The 21,044-nt window shown below is 38.7% G+C and carries 21 protein-coding genes; 8 read left to right on the forward strand and 13 right to left on the reverse strand.

Annotated features, from left to right (window positions below; genetic code table 11):
* The first annotated feature begins 89 nt into the window (after positions 1 to 89).
* Together EXE30_RS05245 and EXE30_RS05250 are read left to right on the forward strand one after the other, a co-directional pair.
* Positions 90 to 284: a hypothetical protein gene (locus EXE30_RS05245; RefSeq protein ID WP_130161501.1), complete on the forward strand. Its 195-nt coding sequence runs from the start codon at positions 90 to 92 to the stop codon at positions 282 to 284.
* Between the two features lie 34 nt (positions 285 to 318).
* On the forward strand, positions 319 to 624 hold the full coding sequence (locus EXE30_RS05250) for a hypothetical protein (protein WP_228256108.1): 306 nt from the start codon (positions 319 to 321) through the stop codon (positions 622 to 624).
* A 463-nt stretch (positions 625 to 1,087) separates the two neighbouring features.
* On the opposite strand, the gene EXE30_RS05255 is transcribed toward EXE30_RS05250, so the two are convergent.
* Both EXE30_RS05255 and EXE30_RS05260 read right to left on the reverse strand, forming a co-directional pair.
* Entirely contained in the window at positions 1,088 to 3,376 is a 2,289-nt protein-coding gene (locus EXE30_RS05255) for a metallophosphoesterase (RefSeq protein WP_130161502.1), read from the reverse strand.
* 395 nt (positions 3,377 to 3,771) lie between these two features.
* Complete coding sequence (locus EXE30_RS05260) at positions 3,772 to 4,794, reverse strand: AraC family transcriptional regulator (protein WP_130161503.1); 1,023 nt, start codon at positions 4,792 to 4,794, stop codon at positions 3,772 to 3,774.
* Between the two features lie 128 nt (positions 4,795 to 4,922).
* Here EXE30_RS05260 and EXE30_RS05265 point away from each other — a divergent pair, with 128 nt between their 5' ends.
* Complete coding sequence (locus tag EXE30_RS05265) at positions 4,923 to 5,624, forward strand: NAD(P)H-dependent oxidoreductase (RefSeq protein WP_130161504.1); 702 nt, start codon at positions 4,923 to 4,925, stop codon at positions 5,622 to 5,624.
* Between the two features lie 66 nt (positions 5,625 to 5,690).
* Here EXE30_RS05265 and EXE30_RS05270 read toward each other — a convergent pair whose 3' ends face one another.
* Positions 5,691 to 6,440, reverse strand: a complete 750-nt coding sequence (locus tag EXE30_RS05270; protein WP_004671075.1) for a TenA family transcriptional regulator — start codon at positions 6,438 to 6,440, stop codon at positions 5,691 to 5,693.
* A 344-nt stretch (positions 6,441 to 6,784) separates the two neighbouring features.
* Between EXE30_RS05270 and EXE30_RS05275 the strand changes: the two genes are divergently transcribed.
* Entirely contained in the window at positions 6,785 to 8,014 is a 1,230-nt protein-coding gene (locus EXE30_RS05275) for a GGDEF domain-containing protein (RefSeq protein WP_130161505.1), read from the forward strand.
* Between the two features lie 71 nt (positions 8,015 to 8,085).
* On the opposite strand, the gene aroC is transcribed toward EXE30_RS05275, so the two are convergent.
* Together aroC and prmB are read right to left on the reverse strand one after the other, a co-directional pair.
* Positions 8,086 to 9,177, reverse strand: a complete 1,092-nt coding sequence (gene aroC / locus EXE30_RS05280; RefSeq protein WP_130161506.1) for a chorismate synthase — start codon at positions 9,175 to 9,177, stop codon at positions 8,086 to 8,088.
* Positions 9,178 to 9,188: 11 nt separating this feature from the next.
* Positions 9,189 to 10,199, reverse strand: coding sequence for a 50S ribosomal protein L3 N(5)-glutamine methyltransferase (prmB, locus tag EXE30_RS05285; RefSeq protein WP_004671071.1), 1,011 nt, complete (start codon positions 10,197 to 10,199; stop codon positions 9,189 to 9,191).
* Positions 10,200 to 10,628: 429 nt separating this feature from the next.
* Here prmB and EXE30_RS05290 point away from each other — a divergent pair, with 429 nt between their 5' ends.
* Together EXE30_RS05290 and EXE30_RS05295 are read left to right on the forward strand one after the other, a co-directional pair.
* Positions 10,629 to 10,985, forward strand: coding sequence for a copper resistance CopC family protein (locus EXE30_RS05290; RefSeq protein WP_228256109.1), 357 nt, complete (start codon positions 10,629 to 10,631; stop codon positions 10,983 to 10,985).
* Between the two features lie 88 nt (positions 10,986 to 11,073).
* On the forward strand, positions 11,074 to 11,955 hold the full coding sequence (locus EXE30_RS05295; RefSeq protein ID WP_130161508.1) for a copper resistance D family protein: 882 nt from the start codon (positions 11,074 to 11,076) through the stop codon (positions 11,953 to 11,955).
* Positions 11,956 to 11,981: 26 nt separating this feature from the next.
* Here EXE30_RS05295 and EXE30_RS05300 read toward each other — a convergent pair whose 3' ends face one another.
* The 8 genes from EXE30_RS05300 to EXE30_RS05335 form a co-directional block, all read right to left on the reverse strand.
* Entirely contained in the window at positions 11,982 to 13,169 is a 1,188-nt protein-coding gene (locus tag EXE30_RS05300; RefSeq protein ID WP_004671069.1) for a vWA domain-containing protein, read from the reverse strand.
* 12 nt (positions 13,170 to 13,181) lie between these two features.
* Positions 13,182 to 14,033: an AAA family ATPase gene (locus tag EXE30_RS05305; protein WP_005196988.1), complete on the reverse strand. Its 852-nt coding sequence runs from the start codon at positions 14,031 to 14,033 to the stop codon at positions 13,182 to 13,184.
* Positions 14,034 to 14,079: 46 nt separating this feature from the next.
* Positions 14,080 to 14,466 (reverse strand): hypothetical protein, encoded by a 387-nt coding sequence (locus EXE30_RS05310; RefSeq protein WP_130161509.1) that lies wholly within the window; start codon positions 14,464 to 14,466, stop codon positions 14,080 to 14,082.
* Entirely contained in the window at positions 14,459 to 14,764 is a 306-nt protein-coding gene (locus EXE30_RS05315; RefSeq protein WP_130161510.1) for a YcgL domain-containing protein, read from the reverse strand. The genes EXE30_RS05310 and EXE30_RS05315 overlap by 8 nt, the downstream gene beginning before the upstream one ends.
* Before the next feature lie 137 nt (positions 14,765 to 14,901).
* The gene (locus EXE30_RS05320) at positions 14,902 to 16,044 is read right to left on the reverse strand and encodes a ribonuclease D (RefSeq protein ID WP_130161511.1); all 1,143 of its coding nucleotides are present in this window, start codon (positions 16,042 to 16,044) and stop codon (positions 14,902 to 14,904) included.
* Between the two features lie 288 nt (positions 16,045 to 16,332).
* Entirely contained in the window at positions 16,333 to 16,929 is a 597-nt protein-coding gene (recR, locus tag EXE30_RS05325; protein WP_130161512.1) for a recombination mediator RecR, read from the reverse strand.
* Between the two features lie 169 nt (positions 16,930 to 17,098).
* Complete coding sequence (locus EXE30_RS05330) at positions 17,099 to 17,428, reverse strand: YbaB/EbfC family nucleoid-associated protein (RefSeq protein WP_130161513.1); 330 nt, start codon at positions 17,426 to 17,428, stop codon at positions 17,099 to 17,101.
* 12 nt (positions 17,429 to 17,440) lie between these two features.
* Positions 17,441 to 18,628 (reverse strand): O-succinylhomoserine sulfhydrylase, encoded by a 1,188-nt coding sequence (locus EXE30_RS05335; RefSeq protein ID WP_004671054.1) that lies wholly within the window; start codon positions 18,626 to 18,628, stop codon positions 17,441 to 17,443.
* Positions 18,629 to 18,814: 186 nt separating this feature from the next.
* Between EXE30_RS05335 and EXE30_RS05340 the strand changes: the two genes are divergently transcribed.
* Both EXE30_RS05340 and EXE30_RS05345 read left to right on the forward strand, forming a co-directional pair.
* Positions 18,815 to 19,900 carry an alpha/beta fold hydrolase gene (locus EXE30_RS05340; protein ID WP_130161514.1) on the forward strand — a complete coding sequence of 362 codons (1,086 nt, stop codon included), beginning with the start codon at positions 18,815 to 18,817 and terminating at the stop codon, positions 19,898 to 19,900.
* A gap of 3 nt (positions 19,901 to 19,903) precedes the next feature.
* Positions 19,904 to 20,776: an NAD(P)-dependent oxidoreductase gene (locus tag EXE30_RS05345; RefSeq protein ID WP_130161515.1), complete on the forward strand. Its 873-nt coding sequence runs from the start codon at positions 19,904 to 19,906 to the stop codon at positions 20,774 to 20,776.
* Positions 20,777 to 21,044: the final 268 nt, after the last annotated feature.

The raw sequence follows: 21,044 nt of genomic DNA on the forward strand, positions 1-21,044 counted from the left end.
TGTCGAATTTATAACATCTAATTTGTGATTTAGCAACATATCATAAAATATAAATCAGATATGATGTTTGACTTTTAGGAGATAAGACAATGGCAGTCACAGTTAGACTTCGAGATGACGAAGAAGAAATGGTAAAAGAAGCAACATTAGAGATGATGTTCGAAACAAAAATCAGAATCAAAGAGTCTGATTTAATACATGCATTAATCAGGAAATACTTAAAAGATATGAAAACAGAAGATGTAATGAAATATAGAGCTGAAATACTAAAAAAAGACGACTGATAATTATCGTTGATCCTGACTACTAGGTGAATAAATGATCAAAATTCTTATTGTCATAATTGGAATAGCCATCGGCTATTTCATTTATACAAAAATGAAAAAAGATGAAAGCTTAGAAATGATAGTAAAAAAATCATTCCCTAAATACTTAATAATAAATAAGTTTGGCACAGTAATGATATGTGAAATCAATCATAGAAATGAGCCTGATGAATTAATATTTATCAAAACTGGCAGACCTAAAAGCATAAAAAAAGAAGGTAGAAGAATAATCGCAACATACCCAGTTAAACCAACATCAAAAGAATTGAAAAATGATCTAATACAATACTTAAAATGATACTGCCCTACTCGATTTCCATAGCTAACAATTAGCTGCAGGTACGCGGTCGTCCTACGTCCTCCCGCCTGCCCGCAGCTTCGATTGCGCATAATGAGCATTGATGTTAAATGCATGCACGTGCGCTAGAAAGCTTAGCATCATTGACAAAAAAGCCGATTCTCAAATGAAAATCAGCTTTTTTATCAATGACTAATGCAAGTAACATAATGCAGATATTATACGTAATGTTAATAGATGAAATCTTGGGTAATGCTTTGCTGTAACTTCAAACTTATTTTATTGCTGCGCTACAAACCGAATCTCTACATCTTATGTATTTGTCAGAAGTTCTTCTAAAACCATCAAAACTTTAGGTATAGAGTTCCAGTACACTTTTATACACTGGCATGCTGTAAAGCGATACAACCAATAAAAACCAGCTATTTAATATAACTGGTCTTATTGACGTTCCTATGTAAATTTACTGCATTATTTCCACACCGATATTATCTAAATAACCATCATTGTCGTTACCACCGGTTCTTACGGCTTTAGCATGAACGCGAATTGATCGTGTACCCATTGGAACGGTCATGGTCGAGCTTTTAACAGTCCATGTAGCCGTTGCACTACTTAGTGTGCTACTGGTTGCTAACTTAACCCCATTGGCATTATAAAATTCAATATACATAGATGGCGTATCAGATTGGCCTGCCCAACCACGCATCGCCGCTGAGTATCTCACCACTGCCGAACCTTGGTCTATAATGGTTGCATAACTGCTCATATTGATATTTTGATACATAGCATCCGTACCAGAACTTGCGGTTCCGCCAAAACCACCGCCAGCAAAATAATAACTACCATCATAAGCTATTGTACCGCCATTTTGAGCGGCGGTAATCGCCTGCATATAACCTGTAGCTCGCGTCCACGATGACATTGAACCTTCAGCACCGCCATTACTTACCAAATTATTGCTCCATGTAGCATTACTCGCAGCCACGGTAAAGCTATTCGATAAACTCCAGTCGCTCCAACGCAGTGAGGTATCACGTGCACGAGCGCGGAAATACCAAACATCACCATTATTGAGGGTCATTTGTTCTGGCACTGCTGGGGTTGGAAAATTAGACATTTGATACCAATTCGGCTTTTGGACACGATAATAATCATCACCGCCTACAGATATTGGCGCTTTGTTTAATATTTCACTCAATTTCAAGCGCAAAATACTTTTCCCAGCTTGGGTGTCTATCATTGCTTTTTGCGCATCTATATAAATATTTGAGTCGCGAGTGTCATTACCCCACACATCAAACACCGTACCTGAGAAATTAGATTGCTTAGAAAATTGCCAGTGCATTTCTTCTGGGGTTATTCCGTTGGAAACGCCCACAAGCTCAACAGCTGTCGATGGCATAACTGAGGTAAGTGGCGCAACACCAACCGCTGCGGCATTGCTACCCACCGCCATTGTTTGTGTGTCGACTAAAGATAAAACACCGTTATTAATCGCAGTTAGAGTGGCGTTATGTGGCACACCCTGCAGGCTGTAACGGTTTAAAGTGATGCCTTGTGATGGTACTGCGGACACATCCATCAATACTATTCCAAACTCATTTCGGCTCACAGCAAAATTATGGTAATCCTTTAAGTCACTGGCATTAACCATATCTTCGGTATTTCCGCCAATGGTTGCTGAGTTCAGCCACAAATGTGGAACATTCATGGAATGACCACGTGAATAAGCATGAGTATGTCCAAAAATATGTCCTGACAACTTATTAGTCTGGCTGCTAAAATTTTCTAAACGACCTACAATTTCACAAGCCCCAATGGTTTCTCCTTGTCGCCATAGCTCAGACAAACAAGGATGATGAAATACCGCAAAAACTGACTGGGTTTGTGAATCTGTTTTAGCCTGTGCAATTTGTTGATCAAGCCAAGACAATTGTGTATCCAGTGCTTGTCTATTAAAAATACCCTGTCTTTGATCTGATGGATTGGTATTCAACCCCAAAATACGCATAGTGCCATATTGTAAATCAAACCATTGCTCTGGATAATTACTTGAACCATTACTTGGGTTTGAAAAATACTCCAAGTAATTTTTTAATTCACCATCTCCCAATACATCGTGATTACCAGGAACTGCGATTAATGGCACATTCGCCATTAAAGGCGTTAAAGGTGCAAAAAACTGACTTCTCCAATGTGTTCTATTGCCACCATTTTCCGTCAAATCTCCTGCAATCAAAATACCGTTAAATTGATCAGTACAATTGACAGCAACCCCACCACACTGCTGTGCTATCACCTGACTTACAATGCGATTAAAAACTGCCACAGAATTTGAGAAACTCGCTTGAGGATCACTAATAACGATAAACTTACCCGCAGTATTCATACCTTTAGTCGGCCATGTTTTAAATCTGCTTAGAGCAGTTGGATCACCCGCTACCTTAATTCGATACTCATAATTGGTACTTGTCTGTAAACCTGTTAAACGGGTTTCATAAACCGTGCTTGAATTTGGCGCTAAAGTCATATTTTGACTTTGAAATGCGCCCGTTGTACCCAACAATCGATACTCGACAACAGGTTGTGCACTTCCAGATGGGACCTCTAAGCCAATCGTCATTGTCGTATTTGTAGGACTTTGTAAATACGGTGCCACTGTTAAAGTAGGAGCTGCTGATGCCCCTTGCTCCCAAGCAAGCCCCAAGATCATGCTCAATAAAATACTGCTTCTTTTTAACTCTATCATTTATCAAAACTCCATTGAATGTAAAAATTTCGCTTTACATTTAGCCATCTTATTTTTAAGTAAATTGATTTAAACTAGATATATCGCAACATTGATATAGCAAAAAATATATCAACATCATTCAATCCAAGATTTTAAAATTCCCTATCACTGGCTTGAATTACATGTATCATGTCATTATTACTAACTCAAGGTCAGCATTAAGACAAATAAAGGTGACAGAATCATTAAGATAAAAAAGAATAAAAAATTATTTATTAATATAATACAGAAATGATATTAAGTTAATTATGTGAACAATCAATAAAAATATACCGTGACCATAATCACAATATTTATTAAGAATAAGAAAAAGTTTATTATTAATACTAGTATCACAAATTTATTTTATCTTTTTAATATGAATTACCCTTAGCAACTTCTCGATAAAACTTAGGCGTGACGTTTGTCCATTTTTTAAAAGCACGGGAAAAATGAGAAATATCTGCATATCCTAGACGCTCAGAAACCTGCTCAATTGATAACTTACGTTGTCTCAATAAATGCTCAGCATGCTTTCTACGAACTTCTGCGGCTAGAAGCTGAAATGCTGTCTGTTCATTCGTCAATTGTCGTTGTAGTGTTCTTTCTGAAATATGAAGTTTCTCTGCGACCTGTTTTAAAGATAAAAAGCCCTCAAATTCATCATAAAGTAGCTCCTTTACTACTGAGGTCACATTATCTTTGCTTCTTCTTTTTAAAGTTAAGTTCTGAACGTCTTGTCTGCATTGCTGTTTAGTTAGCCGAGCCACCAATGCATCTGCAGTTTTAAGCGCTAAACCAAGCACATCCTTTTTTAGGATTAGACAGTCATTTTTATGACCAAAACTGACATTTAACCCATTAAACCTTCTAAGCTCTTTGTAAAAAACAGGTTTATCTTGCTGAAATCTAAAAGTGATTTCCAATTTGTGTTGAACTAAATTTTCCAATATTTGTGCAAATCCAAAAACCAAGAACGTAATACCATGCGTATTCAATCTAAACTTTTGTAAAGGCTGATTAAAATATAGATATGCCATTTCTTCATCGACTTTAAGCCTAGGCTTAAACACCGAACAATGTAAGCCAATAAATTGCTCTAAGACCTCTATTGCATCCCCTAAAGTTTCTGATGCTGTTGCTGCAATTCCAACATGCCCATAACAAGAGACCTTCATCTCTTTTGCAAGATATAAACTTATTGCTGGCTCTTTTGTAAGTAGCGCTGCCTTTTCCAATAAGTAGTTAAAGACATTGAAATCTACATACCAAAATGGAGCATCTAATTTTTGCGAAGAAATACCTGTCCCAGCCAAAAGCTGTTCCGAAGAAATATCCCACTTTTTAACGACATCTACCAATAGATTGACATATGTGCCAGGTAATTCAGGGTTCATCACTCATCCTTTTAGATGCTACATTTGGCGTGAAATGGTAAATATTGGCGGTTTTAGAACTATGCCATTTTTCAGCTTTTAGGCATAGTAGATCTATCTAAAAATTTACATATTAAGGTTATTGATCAATGAATGTTTTGATTGTTCATGCACATCCCGAGAAACTTTCTTTTACTGCGGCGCTAAAGAATACGGCTCAACAAACTTTTGAGCAATTAGGTTATACCGTTGAGGTTTCAGATTTATATGAAATGAATTTCAATCCAATTGCATCAAAAGATGATTTTGAGCAGCTTAATCAACCAGAATATTTCAATTATGCACTTGAGCAACGTCATGCTCTGAAGCAACAACAATTTTCTAAAGATATTGAAATCGAAATTGAAAAAGTAAAACGTGCGGATCTGATTTTATTTAGCTTTCCGTTGTACTGGACATCGGTTCCCGCCATTTTAAAAGGTTGGATAGATCGTGTTTTTGTTTCGGGTCTTTTTTATGGTGGCAAGCGCTTTTACAATCATGGTGGCATGACTGGTAAAAAAGCGATGCTTTGTTTGACGCTGGGCGGACGCAGCAATATGTTTGGTGAAAACACAGTGCATGGCCCTATTGAACATTATTTATCATCTATCCAACGCGGCACACTCGCCTATGTTGGTTTTGAAGTTTTACCGCCATTTATGGCTTATCATGTTCCGTATATCAGCAATGAAGATAGACAAAATATTTTAATGAATTTTGAAGACTATATTAAAAACTTAGATGATTTAGAAGCGCTTGAATTTCCACATTTAGAAAATTTTGATGAAAAAATGAACCCGCTTAAATAAGAAATAAGAATAGAGACTGCGACTAAGTCCCCAAGCAAAGCCGCAGTCTCTATATTTGTGAAATTCTTAGTTGCTCGCCCGTTGCAGCTTATAACATTCGTCTAGCGCAAGTTCATAATACGCTAAACCTTCCTGAGCTGCTAAGAACGCTTTTCGTTGCATGTCAGGATCTTTATCACAAAGTCTCTTAATCAGCTCCATCGCTTCATAAGGATGTAGATCATCATAGTGAGCATGTGCTCTTAACCAAGCTAGCGATCGTTTATTGATATTGACCTCTGGGTTTTGGGTGTAACTTTGCACCCCTTTATAAACTTGTATGCTCCAATCCCCTGTCGCCCATTCTATTGCAAGATTCGTAGCCGCAATACTTTCAGCTAAGCTGCCTCGAAAGTTGACATCCCATAAGAAATGATTGACGGCATTCATCGCTGCGGGTGGTCTGACCGTATTTAACATTTCAACAGTCAGCCCAAAACCACCTGCCCAATCCTGATACCAACTCAGATGACGCTCTTCAACTTTAATATTTTGAATCAGCCAATCACGAGTCTCTGTGACCCCGTTCTGTGAGAACGATGTGGCTTTGGCTAGGGTTCCAGCCATATATGAAGGAAAATGAGCAACTAAAGGATAAAAGTTCAATAATGCCGAACGAAAACATTCAAGACTTAATGAACCACTAGCCATATCTAAAAATAATGGGTGTTTGCTAACTCGTTCTTTTGCAGGTAAAAGTTCATCCCAGAACTTTTGTGACCAGCCAGAATGAGCTGTGATTTCCAATTTTGTTCCATATTGACTCATAGCAGTCATTGCGATGCATCCTATTTCGTATGACTTGACTCAACCACATTCCATGATTGCTGCTTTTTTATAAATTGTATCCTAATATCCTAAATATACAATCACCATTCTTCGATTTGTTGTTGTTTTGTTTACCGGCCATCTTTTTTATTGAAATCATTCTATTACATTGCTCGATAGGCTCTAAAAACGCTGAAGTAGTGTAAGTTTTAAGCATAAAAAAACCATTGTGACAAAAAATTGACTTTTTTTGATTATCTAATACACATTTTAATTAATTCAGTGTAACGTAGTAAAAAAGAATTCCTATATCTGACTTACATAAAAAATCTTTGGGAGTGGTGAGAGATAAAATGAAGTTGAAGGCTTCCAATATCTTGGGACAAGAACAAATCGACTTGTTAATATCTCGCGGGCTAAATTTAGTTTGGTTTCCTAAAGAATTAGAAGCGATCTATCGAGATCAGTATAGAAATGAGGCCGCACACGAGTTTCGTTATCGTGGTCCCATCATTCTAGGTCTGTATCTGTTTCTTAGTTTCGGTATTTATCAAGTATTACCACCAGACATGCGACTTGAGTGGATTTCGTACTATGGGTGGGTGGGTATTATTATCCTAATCGCATGGTTGCTTTCTTTTCTCCCGATTATGAATCGATGGTTCGATCATTATGTCTGCATAGGTTCAGCGGGTGCTGTTGCAATTACTTTTACTTTAATCAACGTATTAGAACAAGGCCAAAACAACGTGTTATTTCACGCTGCAATGATGTATGCAGTGGTTATTATCTATGGTTTTGTTGGTATGCGTTTCTACACAGCGATCATTGCTGGTTGGTGTGGTGGTCTTGTGGGTGTCGCAGCCAGTACATGGCTAAATGGTTCAATAGATTGGACTTTTTTAAATAGAACTTATACGTTTAGTAGTTTCTTGGGTATGGCCCTCGCCTATGCCACAGACCGACAACATCGAGAAAATTATTTACAAAACTGTATGATCGAATTAAATCGATTAGAGCTCATGCGCCAAGCACAACAACTCTCTATTCTATCGCAGCAGGATGCTTTAACAGGTCTAGCAAATCGCCGCTATTTAGATGAAGTGCTTGAGAATGAGTGGAAACGCGCAATGCGTCATGAAATGCCAATCACCATCATGATGATTGATATTGATTTCTTTAAGGCATACAACGATACCTTAGGGCACATACAGGGTGATCAATGTTTAAGACGTATTGCAATATCACTTGGCTCACTCACCTCAAGAAGTGGTGATCTTGCTGCACGGTATGGCGGAGAAGAGTTTTTACTTCTGTTTTCAATGACTGACCAAGAACAGGCATTAATACAAGTCCAAAGACTCATGGATGTCGTTCGTAATATAAATATTAACCATCCCAAAAGTCCCGTTTCTAAGTATGTGACCATCAGTGTCGGTGTAACTACCATGACGCCCCATATAAATGATAGCCTTTCAGGATTTATCGCTCAGGCAGACCACGCATTGTATGTTGCGAAGAGTAATGGCCGGAATCAATATCATATTTCAACTTCTGAAAATATAATTTCTGAGGCGTTATAACTGATTGTTTGTGTATTTTCTAAAAATAAAAACCCCGTACATAACAAGTTATGTACGGGGTTTAAAATATATTAAGCTTCAATTGGTTTAAATGGCGGTACGACATCCGCATTTTGTGCGCGATGACGTAAGAAATGATCCATGAGTACAATTGCCAACATTGCTTCTGCGATTGGTGTTGCTCGCACGCCAACACAAGGATCATGACGACCTTTGGTTAACACATCAGTGTTTTCACGATCAATGTTAATCGTTTTACCCGGTGTGGTAATACTTGCTGTCGGTTTAAGTGCAATGGCGACACGGATGGTTTGACCACTCGAGATCCCACCTAAAATTCCACCTGCATGATTAGCAAGAAAACCGTCAGTGGTCAATTCATCACGCGTTTCATGACCAAACTGTCCTGCAACAGCAAAACCATCACCAATTTCCACACCCTTTACCGCGTTGATGCTCATCATCGCATGGGCAATATCAGCATCCAAACGATCGAATACAGGCTCACCCCAACCCACAGGTACTTTTTCAGCCAAGATCTCTAACTTCGCACCGCAGCTTGTGCCTTGCTCACGTAAAGAAGTGACCAATTGCTCAAAGCGTGGAACTGCATCGATATCTCCACAGAAAAACGGATTATTTGGAACTTCAGCCCAATCTAGTTTTTCTGCAACTTCATTACCGATTTGAGTCACGTGTCCGCGAATATTAATACCAAACTTTTCAGCCAAATATTTCTTCGCAATCGCACCTGCTGCAACACGCATTGCCGTTTCACGGGCACTTGAACGACCGCCACCACGATAGTCACGGAAGCCATATTTTTGTGTATAGGTATAATCAGCATGACCAGGGCGGAAAGTTTGCGCGATGTTGCCGTAATCTTTAGATTTTTGATCGGTATTACGAATCAATAATCCAATCGGTGTGCCCGTGGTTTTACCTTCGAAGACACCTGAAATAATTTCAACTTGATCAGGTTCTTTACGTTGCGTGGCAAATTTAGATGTCCCCGGTTTACGGCGATCTAAATCTTTCTGCAAATCATCTTCGCAAAGTTCAAGACCTGGCGGCACACCATCGACAATTGCCATTAAGCCAACACCATGTGATTCTCCACATGTTGTCACTCGAAAGAGTTGCCCAATACTATTCCCTGCCATGCTTTTGCCCCTTAGTTTTGAACGGATTGCTGAAATACGTCTTTATAACGACGGCATTGTTCAGCTGTTAATGCAAAAATACCTGAACCGCCTTTTTTGAAAGTTAACCAATGGAAATCAACGGTATTGAAGTTCTGGCGCATTGCCCACTCTGAATTTCCAACTTCAATAACGATCAAACCATCTTCGGTTAAATAATCAGCCGCTTGCGCTAACATTTTACGGACTAAATCCAAGCCATCTTGACCCGCAGCTAATGCGAGCTCTGGCTCATGTAAAAACTCTTCTGGTAAATCTGCCATATCTTCTGCATCCACATACGGTGGATTGCTGATGATCAGGTCATATTGGTTTTCAGCAGGAATTTTTGCGAATAGATCAGACTCAAGCAAAGCGACTTGATATTGTTTATCGTGATGTTCAGCGTTAATTGATGCGACTTCCAATGCTTCTTTTGAAATATCAGTTGCATCAACTTCAGACTCTGGGAACGCATAAGCTAGTGCAATTGCGATACAACCAGAACCTGTACACATATCTAAAATACGTTGTGGTGTTTTAGGATTCTTATTTTCAGGCAAACTATTGATTGCCTCAAGCATCTGTCCACTTTCATCTAAGCAATAAGGTGCAAAACGTTGTTCAATCAATTCCGCAATTGGCGAACGAGGAATAAGTACACGCTCATCTACATAAAATGGTTTGTTAAAGAAATAAGCAAGGTTCAATAAATAAGATGTTGGAATACGATCATTAACACGGCGTTCCAATAGGCTCAAGAATTCAGCTTTTTCACTTGGCAATAATTTAGCATCTAAAATTTCTGGGTCAGCTTTCCACTCAAGTGAGATTGTTTGCAAAACCAGTGCAGCGCTTTCTGCAAAATAATCTTCTGTGCCTTGTCCTAAGTGTGCGTCGTATTGACGAAGTGCAGTTACACCAAAACGAATAAAATCTCGAATGGTTACTAGATTTTCAGCCGCTTCTTGTAAATGTTCAGGGCTGATTGTAGGTCGCTCCACTTAGGCGTCTCCAAAAGTGCTAATTGCAAAACGGCTTATTCTAACGTGTTTTGGTCTTTTTTTTAATGGTTAAATCATTTTTACTGTGATTGTTTAAACGAATTGGGGTGATAGAAATCAAAATATGAGATATTTGCTATTCAAAATGATCTCAGTCGAAATGACATTATCCTATAAAAAGAAAATAGGAGAAAAACGAAATTCGTATTGGCCGAAGATGGATATAAAACAAGAGAAGATCTTAAGTAAAGTTTAACAAAATCAGGATATCTTACTGCTTGAGCCACTAATAACGGTTCTAGACTATATTTATAATTTACACAACAGTATGATTTGATTATGAGATGTAACTTTCTAGTCATCGAGACACGCCCGTTACAATGATGATTGAACTCTGGTATTAAATGATAAATATTGAAGGATGAGATGATGAAAAAGCCCATTTTAGGCTCTGTATTTCTTAGTTTAGCTTTGATCACTGGTCATAGTTTTGCGCATACGACTTTGCTTAGCTCAACCCCAGCGAACAATAGTATGATCAAACAAGCGCCAGAGAAAGTCACTTTAAACTTTGGCGCAGAAGTCATGCTGATGAATATCAAGCTACTTGATGCGAAAGGCAAAGATATTCCTTTAAATTATCAAGTCAACCATGATCATAAAAAGAGCTTTGATATTGCAGTTCCGCAACTCAAAGCAGGCCAATACACAATCGTATGGATGATTATGGGAGCAGATGGTCATCATATGAAAGGAGACTATCGCTTTACGATCCAAGCGAAATAAAATCCTGTTTTTTATGCTTTGTTGCTGCCTCTTTTTACAAAAAGATATCAAGAGGCTTTTTAAAAATAAAAATATTTGAAGGAAAAATATGTTCTTTGATCACTGGGAATATATTACATGGATCGCTAAACTCGGCTTGTATTGTGGTACAGCCTTTGTGATTGGTGGGCTTTTTTGTTATATCAGTCTTAAGCTTGTGTCTGAAATAAAAATAAAACTCATAAAATACATGGCATTGGGTACTATGTTAGGCGCGCTATCCAGCATTTTGAGCTTTCTATTTTTAGTCGGAAGTTTCTCAAATACTGGTCTATTGGGGATATTTGATTCTTTCTACTTCAATTTTCTGATTCACACATCAATAGGTCAAGTACACCTGCTACGAATCTTCTGTTTTGTAATCTTGTGTGGGCTACTTTTATTTAAATTGAGCCAAAAACACAAATATCTTGCCGTTATCTGGCAACTTATATTTTCAATCTTATTTATCCCCATCTTAATCAGTTTCGCCAAACTAGGACACGTTGCCAACTTCGGAACTTTGTCGCAACTTCTCATTTCCCTCCATGTACTAGCAGTGTCAATATGGATGGGCTCACTATATCCACTTTGGTTAGTCAGTCAAAATCTAACAGGCAAACCACTACAAGAAAGCATGATTCGTTTTGGTCATTTTGCGATTTTTATAGTCGCAGTCTTACTGATCTGCGGAATAAGTATTGCACTCTCATTCTTTCACGACTGGAAAGCACTAATTAACACTGCATACGGACAAGGTTTTATCGTCAAGATTCTACTTGCTTGTAGTATTTTACTTTTAGCGGCTTGCAACAAATTGTATTTCACACCTCGTTTGCAACAAGCCAAATATGCCAAGCAACTTCGTTATTGCATTCTTTTAGAAATAGGTTTAGGTCTTTTAATTCTAATGATAACGGGCTATATCACGACAGTAATCGGAATGGAATAGAACTCCTCTCCAGAGGAGTTCTATTCTTATCGGGACAAATATCTCGTCAGATCTTCGATACCTTTCAAAGTCATTGGATACATATGATCTTCAAAAGTTTCTTTAATCCATTGAATCGTTTGGGTGTAATGCCAATAGCCTTCCAATTCAGGATTGAGCCAAGCTGTTTTGTCGAAGTGTTGGCGTAATCGTCTTAACCATACTTCGCCTGCTTCTTCATTCATGTATTCGACAGAGCCACCAGCAGACTTTAACTCATATGGTGCCATACTTGCATCACCCACAACGATGACACGATAGTCACGTCCATAGGTATGGAATAGATCCCACGTATTCATCCGTGTTGAACTTCGGCGATGATTATCTTTCCAAACATAATCATATAGACAGTTATGGAAATAAAAATATTCTAAGGTTTTGAATTCGGACTTCGCAGCACTAAACAGTTTTTCACATTCAGCAATGTGAGCATCCATTGAACCACCGACATCAAATAACATCAGTACTTTGATGCGATTACGACGTTCAGGAACAAGCTGTACATCTAAAATGCCCTGTTTTGCTGTTTCTCGAATCGTACCATCAACATCCAGCTCTTCAGCAGCACCTTGACGCGCAAACTTGCGTAAACGGCGCAAGGCGATTTGCATTTGGCGTGTGCCCAAGACTTGATCATCATCTAGATTTTGGTACTTACGTTGTTCCCAAACCTTGACTGCTGAGCGTTTGCGCCCTGGTCCACCGATACGCACACCTTCAGGATGATCACCAAAAGCACCAAAAGGTGAAGTTCCACCTGTGCCCACCATGCGATTACCGCCTTGATGCTTCTTATGTTGTTCACGTAAACGCTCTTCCAACATCTTCATCAGTTCTTCTAGGGAACCTGCTTTTTGTAGTTCGGCACGTTGCTCAGGAGTTAAGTGCTTCTCTAATAGCTCCAGATCAAACCAATCTTTGGGCAGCTTATGAACTTGTTTAAGCAATTCATCTAGATCGAAAGTTTCAATGCCATCGAAATAGTCTTTCATGGCACGATCAAACTTATCAAAGAAGCGTTCATCTTTAACTAAAACTGTTTTAGCCAGTTGATAGAACTGTTCTTGATCAGCAAACACAAGCCCTGATGCAACCGCCTGATTGAGATCAATCAGTTCACGTGTTGTGACTGGCACCCCATATTTGCGTAAGGTGTAAAACAATCGAACAAACATTGAAAAACACTCTTAACGGCGTGACATAAAGGCTAAACGTTCAAGGAGTTGTACATCTTGTTCATTTTTAATCAAAGCGCCATATAGTGGTGGAATGGCTTTAGATTTATCATGATTACGTAATACATCTTCAGGCATATCATCTGCCATCAATAGACTTAACCAATCAATCAGTTCTGAAGTTGACGGCGGTTTCTTTAAATTTGGAACTTGACGTAGTTTAAAGAAGACTTGCAAAGCCTCACTGACCAAGGTATTTGAGATACTTGGAAAATGAACCGCGATAATGTCACGCATCGTTGCTTCATCAGGGAATTCAATATAATGGAAGAAACAACGGCGCAAGAATGCGTCAGGCAATTCTTTTTCATTATTCGAAGTAATAATCACGATCGGACGCTGTATCGCGGTAACAGTCTCACCTGTTTCGTAAACATAAAACGACATTTTATCGAGTTCATGTAATAAATCATTTGGGAACTCGATATCTGCTTTGTCGATTTCATCAATCAACAACACACAACGCTCTTCACTGGTAAACGCTTCCCATAGTTTACCCGGTTTAATATAGTTTTTAATGTCATAGACACGATCATCACCTAACTGGCTATCACGCAATCGTGATACAGCATCATATTCATACAAACCTTGCTGTGCTTTAGTCGTTGATTTGATATGCCAAGTAATGAGCTTTAAGCCGAGACTTTCTGCAACCTGTTCAGCAAGTAATGTTTTACCTGTACCCGGCTCACCTTTCACCAATAAAGGTTTTTGTAGCGCACGTGCAGCTTTGACTGCCAGTTTCAGGCTATCAGTTGCAATATATTGATCTGTACCAGCGAAGTGTTGTGTATCAGCAGACATTTTTAAAACCTTATTTTTCTATCTTTAACAATGTGTGGATGTATACCTAAACTGAACGTGCAGTTTTATTTGCCGTGTATTTTGACCAGCAAAAGCCAATCAATAGGCCAGTACCAATGACAAATAAAATCAATGATAAGTTCGACCAGATTAAAACATGTTCTTGGGTGAGCACACCAAAAATCAAACCAAAAATAGCAGGTGCTAATGCTGAATTGGGGCCTTCTGAAATCGTAGGTGTTGCAAGAATCGCAAAAGCAACAATCCACAATATTCCACCAATTGGGTTTGGTAAGCGTGTCATCAAACGATACCAGCACCACAATGCAATGAGTGTTCCCGTAACATATACAATGATTGCAACATTCTCTTCAGGAAATTGATCAAGTACTGAAAGAATGTTCGCCCATATTGCAGTTAAAGTTTCAAGCACCGCGCAAACCCTCTGGTTCTACCGCATTTGGATTGATTAACCCTTCTGGCGGCATCTGCATAAAAAAGCCTTTGGTCTGTAATGAATCTAAAACATGAAGCACATTCACACGTGCAAGTTTACGTTCAGCATGGAGTTCTAAATGCATCACAAAAGTTGCTTTGCCAAATGCTTGTAGAACTGTTTCAGGAACACCTTCAAATGGATTTTCGAGTTCCTTGCCATCAGAATGGTTTGGACGAGCAATATACATATACATTTCGTCTTTTTTGCTCGATCTATAAATATCGCAGTGCATGTTTACTCACAACTCTTAACAATCTTAGGGGCTGTTGGTCTAGATATCATCTCAACAGACCTTAAACAGCATACATGAAAAAAAATACAGGTACATTAATGAATGTTAACGCAACAGTCGATTTTTGACTGCCATGTTTATCTAGAAATTTTCATTTGCGTCGCTAAATATTCAGCGTCCTGTTGCAACAATGCAATCAATGGTTCTGTGAGAACATCATAACGCCACCCAAGTAAATAGCTTGGTAACTCTTGCTCAGGCAAATGAAAAACCACATGTTCATAAATGGCATTCAGCCATTTTTTACGCAGCAAGACTTCTTTTGGTATTCCTGTTTGCATAACAATATCATCAATCAGCGCATCTACTTTAGGCGCGACTTCTTTAGAGTTACTTTTTACTGGTCGAGCCATTTTTAATGGCCAATCATCTTCTGGCGGTAAAAACTTCAACAAATCTAAAATCGTTCGACCATGCTCACGCACCACATTCGGCCGTATTTCTTTAATCTGAGCCAGTTGAAAATTATTATGTGGGTTCTTTTCCACCAAATCCAGCATGGTGGTGTTTTTCAGAATGAAACTGCGTGGCTGGTTCATTGCTTTGGTAATTTGATCTCGCCAAATACTCAATTGTTGTAACTGCATCAACTCACGGCGTGTATGACGATAATTGCCAATATTGGTATAAAGCTCTGGAAGTGGTGTTTCCATTGCAATTTCTTTGGTTAAATTCTGGCAATCTTCTAGGACGTAGTTGTACTGACCTCGACGCTGTAAATCATTTTTTAATGCATCTGCCAGTTGAACCAAATACAGCACATCATTTGCCGCATAACACATCTGCTTTTCAGTGAGCGGTCTAGCCAACCAGTCTGAGCGTGTTTGATCTTTTTCTATATCAATATTTAAGCAGGTCTTGAGCGCATTTTGATAACTGACTTGCAGTCCATGTCCAAGAAATGCCATGGCCACTTGAGTATCAAAAATATTCTTTAATGGTTTCTGATCAGCATAGTGATAGATCAGATCAATATCTTCACTACACGCATGAAAAATATTTTGTTGGGCATTAAATACTTTTTGCCAAAAATGCGATAAATCGAGTGTGGCCCCATCTAATAAGGAAACATGACCATTTAAATTAATTTGGCATACCCCAAGTTTTGGATAAAGGGTATCGACCTTAATAAATTCAGTATCAAGTGCGTAAGTGGAACATTGTTCCATTTGGGAGAGGAGAACAGCTAAATCGTTTTGCTGCTGGATAAATTGAAACATATTTGCTCAAATACAATAATAAAAGAACCATTGGCGACTAAACTGTCAAAATACAGTCATCGTACATGCGAGATTAAATGCAAAAAATTAATCAGTATTCCATATACTCAACATGAAATTACTCCTATTCCTTTTAATCAAAAAACGAAAATCCTTTTCGCCAGCCAATAGTGCCATAAATTCCAGCAAATAGATCTAGAATAATGTTAGACAAAATGTAAAATTTAATTATTTGTTTAAATTAACAACATGAATTTAAAATAAATATAAAAAAATAGGATGAATCTGCTATTTCATCCGCATACGATTATGTACAGCCTGACTCAAAGTATGACTATCTACATACTCTAACTCACCGCCTTGGGGTACGCCTTGCGCGATTCGTGTCATATGAATTGGCAAATGTTTGGTGGCCTCTACCAAATAATGCGCCGTAGCCTGACCTTCAACCGTTGCGTTGGTGGCCAAAATCACCTCTTGGATTTTGCCCTCGCTTAAACGTTGGATCAGATATGGAATACCAATTTCTTCTGGACCAATACCATCTAAAGGCGACAAATGCCCGCCCAATACATGATACTTCCCCCTAAAACTACCACTTTGCTCGATTGCCATCACATCTGCTGGGGATTCAACCACACATAACAGTTGCTCATCACGTTCAACTGAAGCACAAATATCACAGATTTCATTTTCAGTTAAAGAGTGGCAAATATGACATTCATGAATATGACTAGATGCTTCATGCAAGGCATAAGATAAAGCAAATGCGCCTTCACGATTTTTCATTAATAAATGTAAGGCCATACGCTGGGCTGATTTCGGACCAACACTTGGCAAAATACGTAATGCATGAACCAACTGTTCAAATCGTTCACTAAACACAAATAAGTTCTCAAAATCTATTCGTCTTAAACCCTCCCTTACTCGATCTTTGAAAAAGAGTAACTCAATGAAATCTCGTTAGTTTCATAAGAAATCCCCCTGAAAAGCAGTTAAAACATTGCAATCAAGAGGATTTAGAGAGGTTTAAGAGTCTTTAAAATGGAAGGATTTAAAATAAACCTGACAAGCCTGGTGGTAATCCCATGCCTGTGTTAGCACTTTGAAGTTTTTCTTCAGAAATTACTTCTACTTGACGTGCCGCATCGTTTATCGCTGCTGCAATTAAGTCTTCAATCATGTCAGCTTCGTCTTGCAATAGTTCTGGGCTGATTTCGATACGCTTAACGACATTGCGGCAAGTCATAGTCACTTTAACCAAACCACCGCCAGCTTCAGCATGAACCTCGGTATTTGCAAGCTCTTCTTTCGCTTTTTTAAGATTCACTTCCATGTCTTTTTGCATGCGTTGAGCTTGCTGCATGAGCATATTAATGTTCATAAGTCTCTCTCGTTAAATTAAATCTAAACCACGTGATATATCGCGAATAATATCATCAATATCTTCTAAGCCTACAGAAACACGAATTAAACCTTCTTCAATTCCTGCAGCTTGTTTGGCCTCAGCCGACATTCTACCATGCGAGGTCGTTGCTGGATGCGTGATTGTCGACTTTACATCACCCAAATTACTGGTAATAGATAAAAACCGAGTATTATCAATCACAGTCCAAGCACCTTGGCGTTCACCTCTCACAACAAATGATACGACTCCACCAAAACCTTTTTGCTGTCTTTTCGCAAGTTCATGACCCGGATGATCAGGTAAACCAGCATAGTATACTTTTTCAACTTTATCGTGTTGGTGTAACCATTCAGCAAGCTTTTGGGCGCTTTCACAATGTGCTTTCATTCGAATACTGAGCGTTTCTAAACCTTTAAGGAAAATCCACGCATTAAACGGGCTCATTGAATTGCCTAAAGTACGAATAACACCATTTACTTCTTCAAGTAAATCATGTTTTCCCACCACTGCACCGCCTAAAGCTCGACCTTGGCCATCAATATATTTAGTTGCTGAATATACAATCAAATCAGCACCAAACTTAATCGGTTGTTGTAAAACTGGTGTGCAGAAACAGTTATCAACCGCAAACAATGCACCATGCGCATGGGCAATATCAGCGATGGCTTGCATATCACCCACTTGAGCCAATGGATTAGACGGCGTTTCAATAAACAGTAAACGTGTATTTGGTTGAATCGCCTGTTTCCAGCCGTCAAGATCGCCTAGATCTACAAAAGTCACTTCAACCGCAAATTTAGCGACATATTTTTCAAACAAGGCAATAATTGAACCAAAAACAGCACGTGAACAAATCACATGATCGCCTGCTTTCAGATACGCCATACAGATTGCATGTACAGCCGCCATGCCTGAACTAGTTGCAACCGCACGCTCCGCACCATCAAGTACAGCTAAACGCTTTTCAAAAGCTTGTACAGTTGGGTTGGTATAGCGTGAATAGGTATTTCCTGCAATTTGCCCAGAAAATTTAGCAGCAGCATCAGCCGCGCTTTCACAAACAAACGATGACGTTAAAAAAATAGGCTCACTATGTTCACCTTCAAAAGTACGATTATGTCCCGTACGAATGGCGAGTGTTTCAAGTTGATATTCTAAATCATCGCTTGGATTCATGGTTTTATATGCCTTATGATCAATGGTCCTAATCCCCCTTTATAAAAATGCTTTTCATAAAGGGATTATCAAATCCTATCTATATATGCCAACATTTTGATCGCCTAAGGTATTTAAGGTCAAGGTATAAGATGAAATTATCGCTTAGACTTCGCGCAATCTTGACTCATGATGAGACTTTAAAAGATGAAATCACTTGTGGAAATACAAAAAGTAAATTTTAAACACCTCGCAATGCGCATATTCGAAGCAGACAAACTGGTGTTGTCTCAATCAACCCCCTATCAAGTGATTGCTCAGTTTAAACAAACCCGTGTCCGCTTTTACGCTTCAGAGAACAAACGTTTTAAAGAACCTCTTGTATTTGTTGCACCTCTAGCGATCAATATGGATATTTACGATTTATATCCCTATCGCTCTTTGGTGAAGCATTTTCAAGAAGCTGGATTTGATGTTTATTTAATTGACTGGGGCAAGCTCACTTATAAAAACTATCGCGTTGATTTTCTATCTTTCATTGAGAGATTCATTCCCAAGTGTATTGAAGCAATTCAACAACATGCCAACTCAGATAAAATTTCTTTGCATGGATGGAGTATGGCGGGAGTATTCGTCACGCTTTATACCGCGCACCATCAACCAAGTGTGGTGAAAAACTTAATTGTCCTCGGCAGTCCAATAGACAGTTATGCCTCAGGCTATATCGGCAAACTGTATAAAACCTTGGCATCAATCACCACACGCAATGCCACAATCAAAGACTATGTCTACAATCGACTCCCTAAATTGATGATTCATTCACCGGGTTTCTTAAATTCACTCGGATTTAAGTTACTTGACCCTAAAGGTTGGATTGATGGCAATATTCAATTATTAAAAAATTTAGATAATCTTAAATTGGTTCAAGAAGATGCAACGCTGAGTCATTTCTTAAACAATATGATTGATTATCCGGGCGGCGTGAATCAAGACATGCTCTTTAATGTCTGGTTGCAAAATCCCTTAAAAAATGGCGCGATCACACTCCAAGATAAAACCATTGAACTTAAAAACATTGATTGTTCTTTACTCGTGGGTGCTGGAAAATCAGATCAACTTGTTAGTTCCGAATCCGCATTTCCGCTTACCCAGTTGACAAATAGTCAAGATGTCACGTTTACTCTTATACCTGGCGGGCACTTAGGTTTAATGTCTAGTCAAAACAGTTCAATTGAGTTTTGGCCAACATTAACCACATGGTTGGCTGAACGATCAACTTCAATGAAGGAATAAGCGATGATTCAATCTGTTGCATTTATCGGTTTAGGCGCGATGGGCTATCGCATGGCAGCACATTTACCAAAACATTTCGATCAAGTCTTAGTCTGGAATCGTAATTTTAGTAAGGCTGAACAACATGCAACAGAATATGGAACCATCGCTGCTGATCTGTCACAGGCAGTACAAGCAGACATTATTTTTTCTTGTTTACCAACCAGTAGTGACGTTGAAAGCTTAATAGACAGTATTGAAATCAAATCTGGGGCGATTTGGATTGATTGTACCAGTGGTGTTCCTGAGGCAGCGCAGCGTCTTACAGAAAAACTAAAATCAAAAAATGTTGATTTCTTAGATGCACCTGTCAGTGGTCAAACTGTTGGCGCTGAAAATGCGACTTTAACGGTTATGGTGGGTGGAAATGCTGACGCTTTTGAACGTGCTTACCCTGCGATGGCTGCGGTTGGGAAATTGATTCAACACGTAGGTGATTCAGGTGCTGGTTTTGCGGTAAAAGCGATTAATAATATGTTGCTCGCCGTGAATTTATGGTCAGTTGCGGAAGGTTTTTCTACACTAAAAGCGCATGGTGTCAATTTAGATGCCGCACTTAATTGTATTAATGCTTCTAGCGGTAAAAGTTTAGTGACCGAAAATATCTTTCCTCAGCGTGTTCTGAGCCGTGAGTTCCCTGTGACCTTTGCTCTACCTTTACTGGCTAAAGATACAGGGATTGCTTTAGATCTAGTACATGAAGCAAAACTTCCTGCGCCTATACTTGCTTTAACGCAAAGTTTGATTCAGGCTGCAAGTTTGACTGCTGAACCCAATAGTGATTTCTCTGCTGCTGTGAAAATGTATGAGTCTTGGAGTAAAATCACGCTGGAATAAAATTAAGCTAGAAAGAGTTGTTTTTAGAAATTATCAGCCTAAATGAAAAACCATTCAGCCGAATGGTTTTTTTCGTACTAGCTTAGCTTATAGAGCGCTTAAAATTATCATCATTCCGACAGTGCTCAAAGCTGTCTCTTAAAATTTCAACCATACGATAAAGTTCTTGTTCTTCCTTAGTTGTAATAATTTTCTGATTAACTGGGTTAACAATAAAATCAGGTTCTCCAACTTTAACGTTTACCAATGCTTCTAAGGTTAAATAATG

The sequence above is a fragment of the Acinetobacter halotolerans genome (genome assembly GCF_004208515.1).
Taxonomy (GTDB): domain Bacteria; phylum Pseudomonadota; class Gammaproteobacteria; order Pseudomonadales; family Moraxellaceae; genus Acinetobacter; species Acinetobacter halotolerans.

Bases quoted from the DNA above. Each gene is read 5' to 3' on its own strand.
- aroC (WP_130161506.1), bottom strand. From the start codon at position 9,177: ATGGCAGGGAATAGTATTGGGCAACTCTTTCGAGTGACAACATGTGGA.
- EXE30_RS05320 (WP_130161511.1), bottom strand. From the start codon at position 16,044: ATGTTTCAATTTATCCAGCAGCAAAACGATTTAGCTGTTCTCCTCTCC.
- EXE30_RS05340 (WP_130161514.1), top strand. From the start codon at position 18,815: ATGAAATCACTTGTGGAAATACAAAAAGTAAATTTTAAACACCTCGCA.
- EXE30_RS05265 (WP_130161504.1), top strand. From the start codon at position 4,923: ATGAATGTTTTGATTGTTCATGCACATCCCGAGAAACTTTCTTTTACT.
- EXE30_RS05290 (WP_228256109.1), top strand. From the start codon at position 10,629: ATGAAAAAGCCCATTTTAGGCTCTGTATTTCTTAGTTTAGCTTTGATC.
- EXE30_RS05305 (WP_005196988.1), bottom strand. From the start codon at position 14,033: ATGTCTGCTGATACACAACACTTCGCTGGTACAGATCAATATATTGCA.
- EXE30_RS05315 (WP_130161510.1), bottom strand. From the start codon at position 14,764: ATGCACTGCGATATTTATAGATCGAGCAAAAAAGACGAAATGTATATG.
- EXE30_RS05255 (WP_130161502.1), bottom strand. From the start codon at position 3,376: ATGATAGAGTTAAAAAGAAGCAGTATTTTATTGAGCATGATCTTGGGG.
- EXE30_RS05270 (WP_004671075.1), bottom strand. From the start codon at position 6,440: ATGACTGCTATGAGTCAATATGGAACAAAATTGGAAATCACAGCTCAT.
- EXE30_RS05260 (WP_130161503.1), bottom strand. From the start codon at position 4,794: ATGAACCCTGAATTACCTGGCACATATGTCAATCTATTGGTAGATGTC.
- EXE30_RS05345 (WP_130161515.1), top strand. From the start codon at position 19,904: ATGATTCAATCTGTTGCATTTATCGGTTTAGGCGCGATGGGCTATCGC.
- EXE30_RS05335 (WP_004671054.1), bottom strand. From the start codon at position 18,628: ATGAATCCAAGCGATGATTTAGAATATCAACTTGAAACACTCGCCATT.
- EXE30_RS05245 (WP_130161501.1), top strand. From the start codon at position 90: ATGGCAGTCACAGTTAGACTTCGAGATGACGAAGAAGAAATGGTAAAA.
- EXE30_RS05275 (WP_130161505.1), top strand. From the start codon at position 6,785: ATGAAGTTGAAGGCTTCCAATATCTTGGGACAAGAACAAATCGACTTG.
- EXE30_RS05300 (WP_004671069.1), bottom strand. From the start codon at position 13,169: ATGTTTGTTCGATTGTTTTACACCTTACGCAAATATGGGGTGCCAGTC.
- EXE30_RS05250 (WP_228256108.1), top strand. From the start codon at position 319: ATGATCAAAATTCTTATTGTCATAATTGGAATAGCCATCGGCTATTTC.
- EXE30_RS05295 (WP_130161508.1), top strand. From the start codon at position 11,074: ATGTTCTTTGATCACTGGGAATATATTACATGGATCGCTAAACTCGGC.
- EXE30_RS05330 (WP_130161513.1), bottom strand. From the start codon at position 17,428: ATGAACATTAATATGCTCATGCAGCAAGCTCAACGCATGCAAAAAGAC.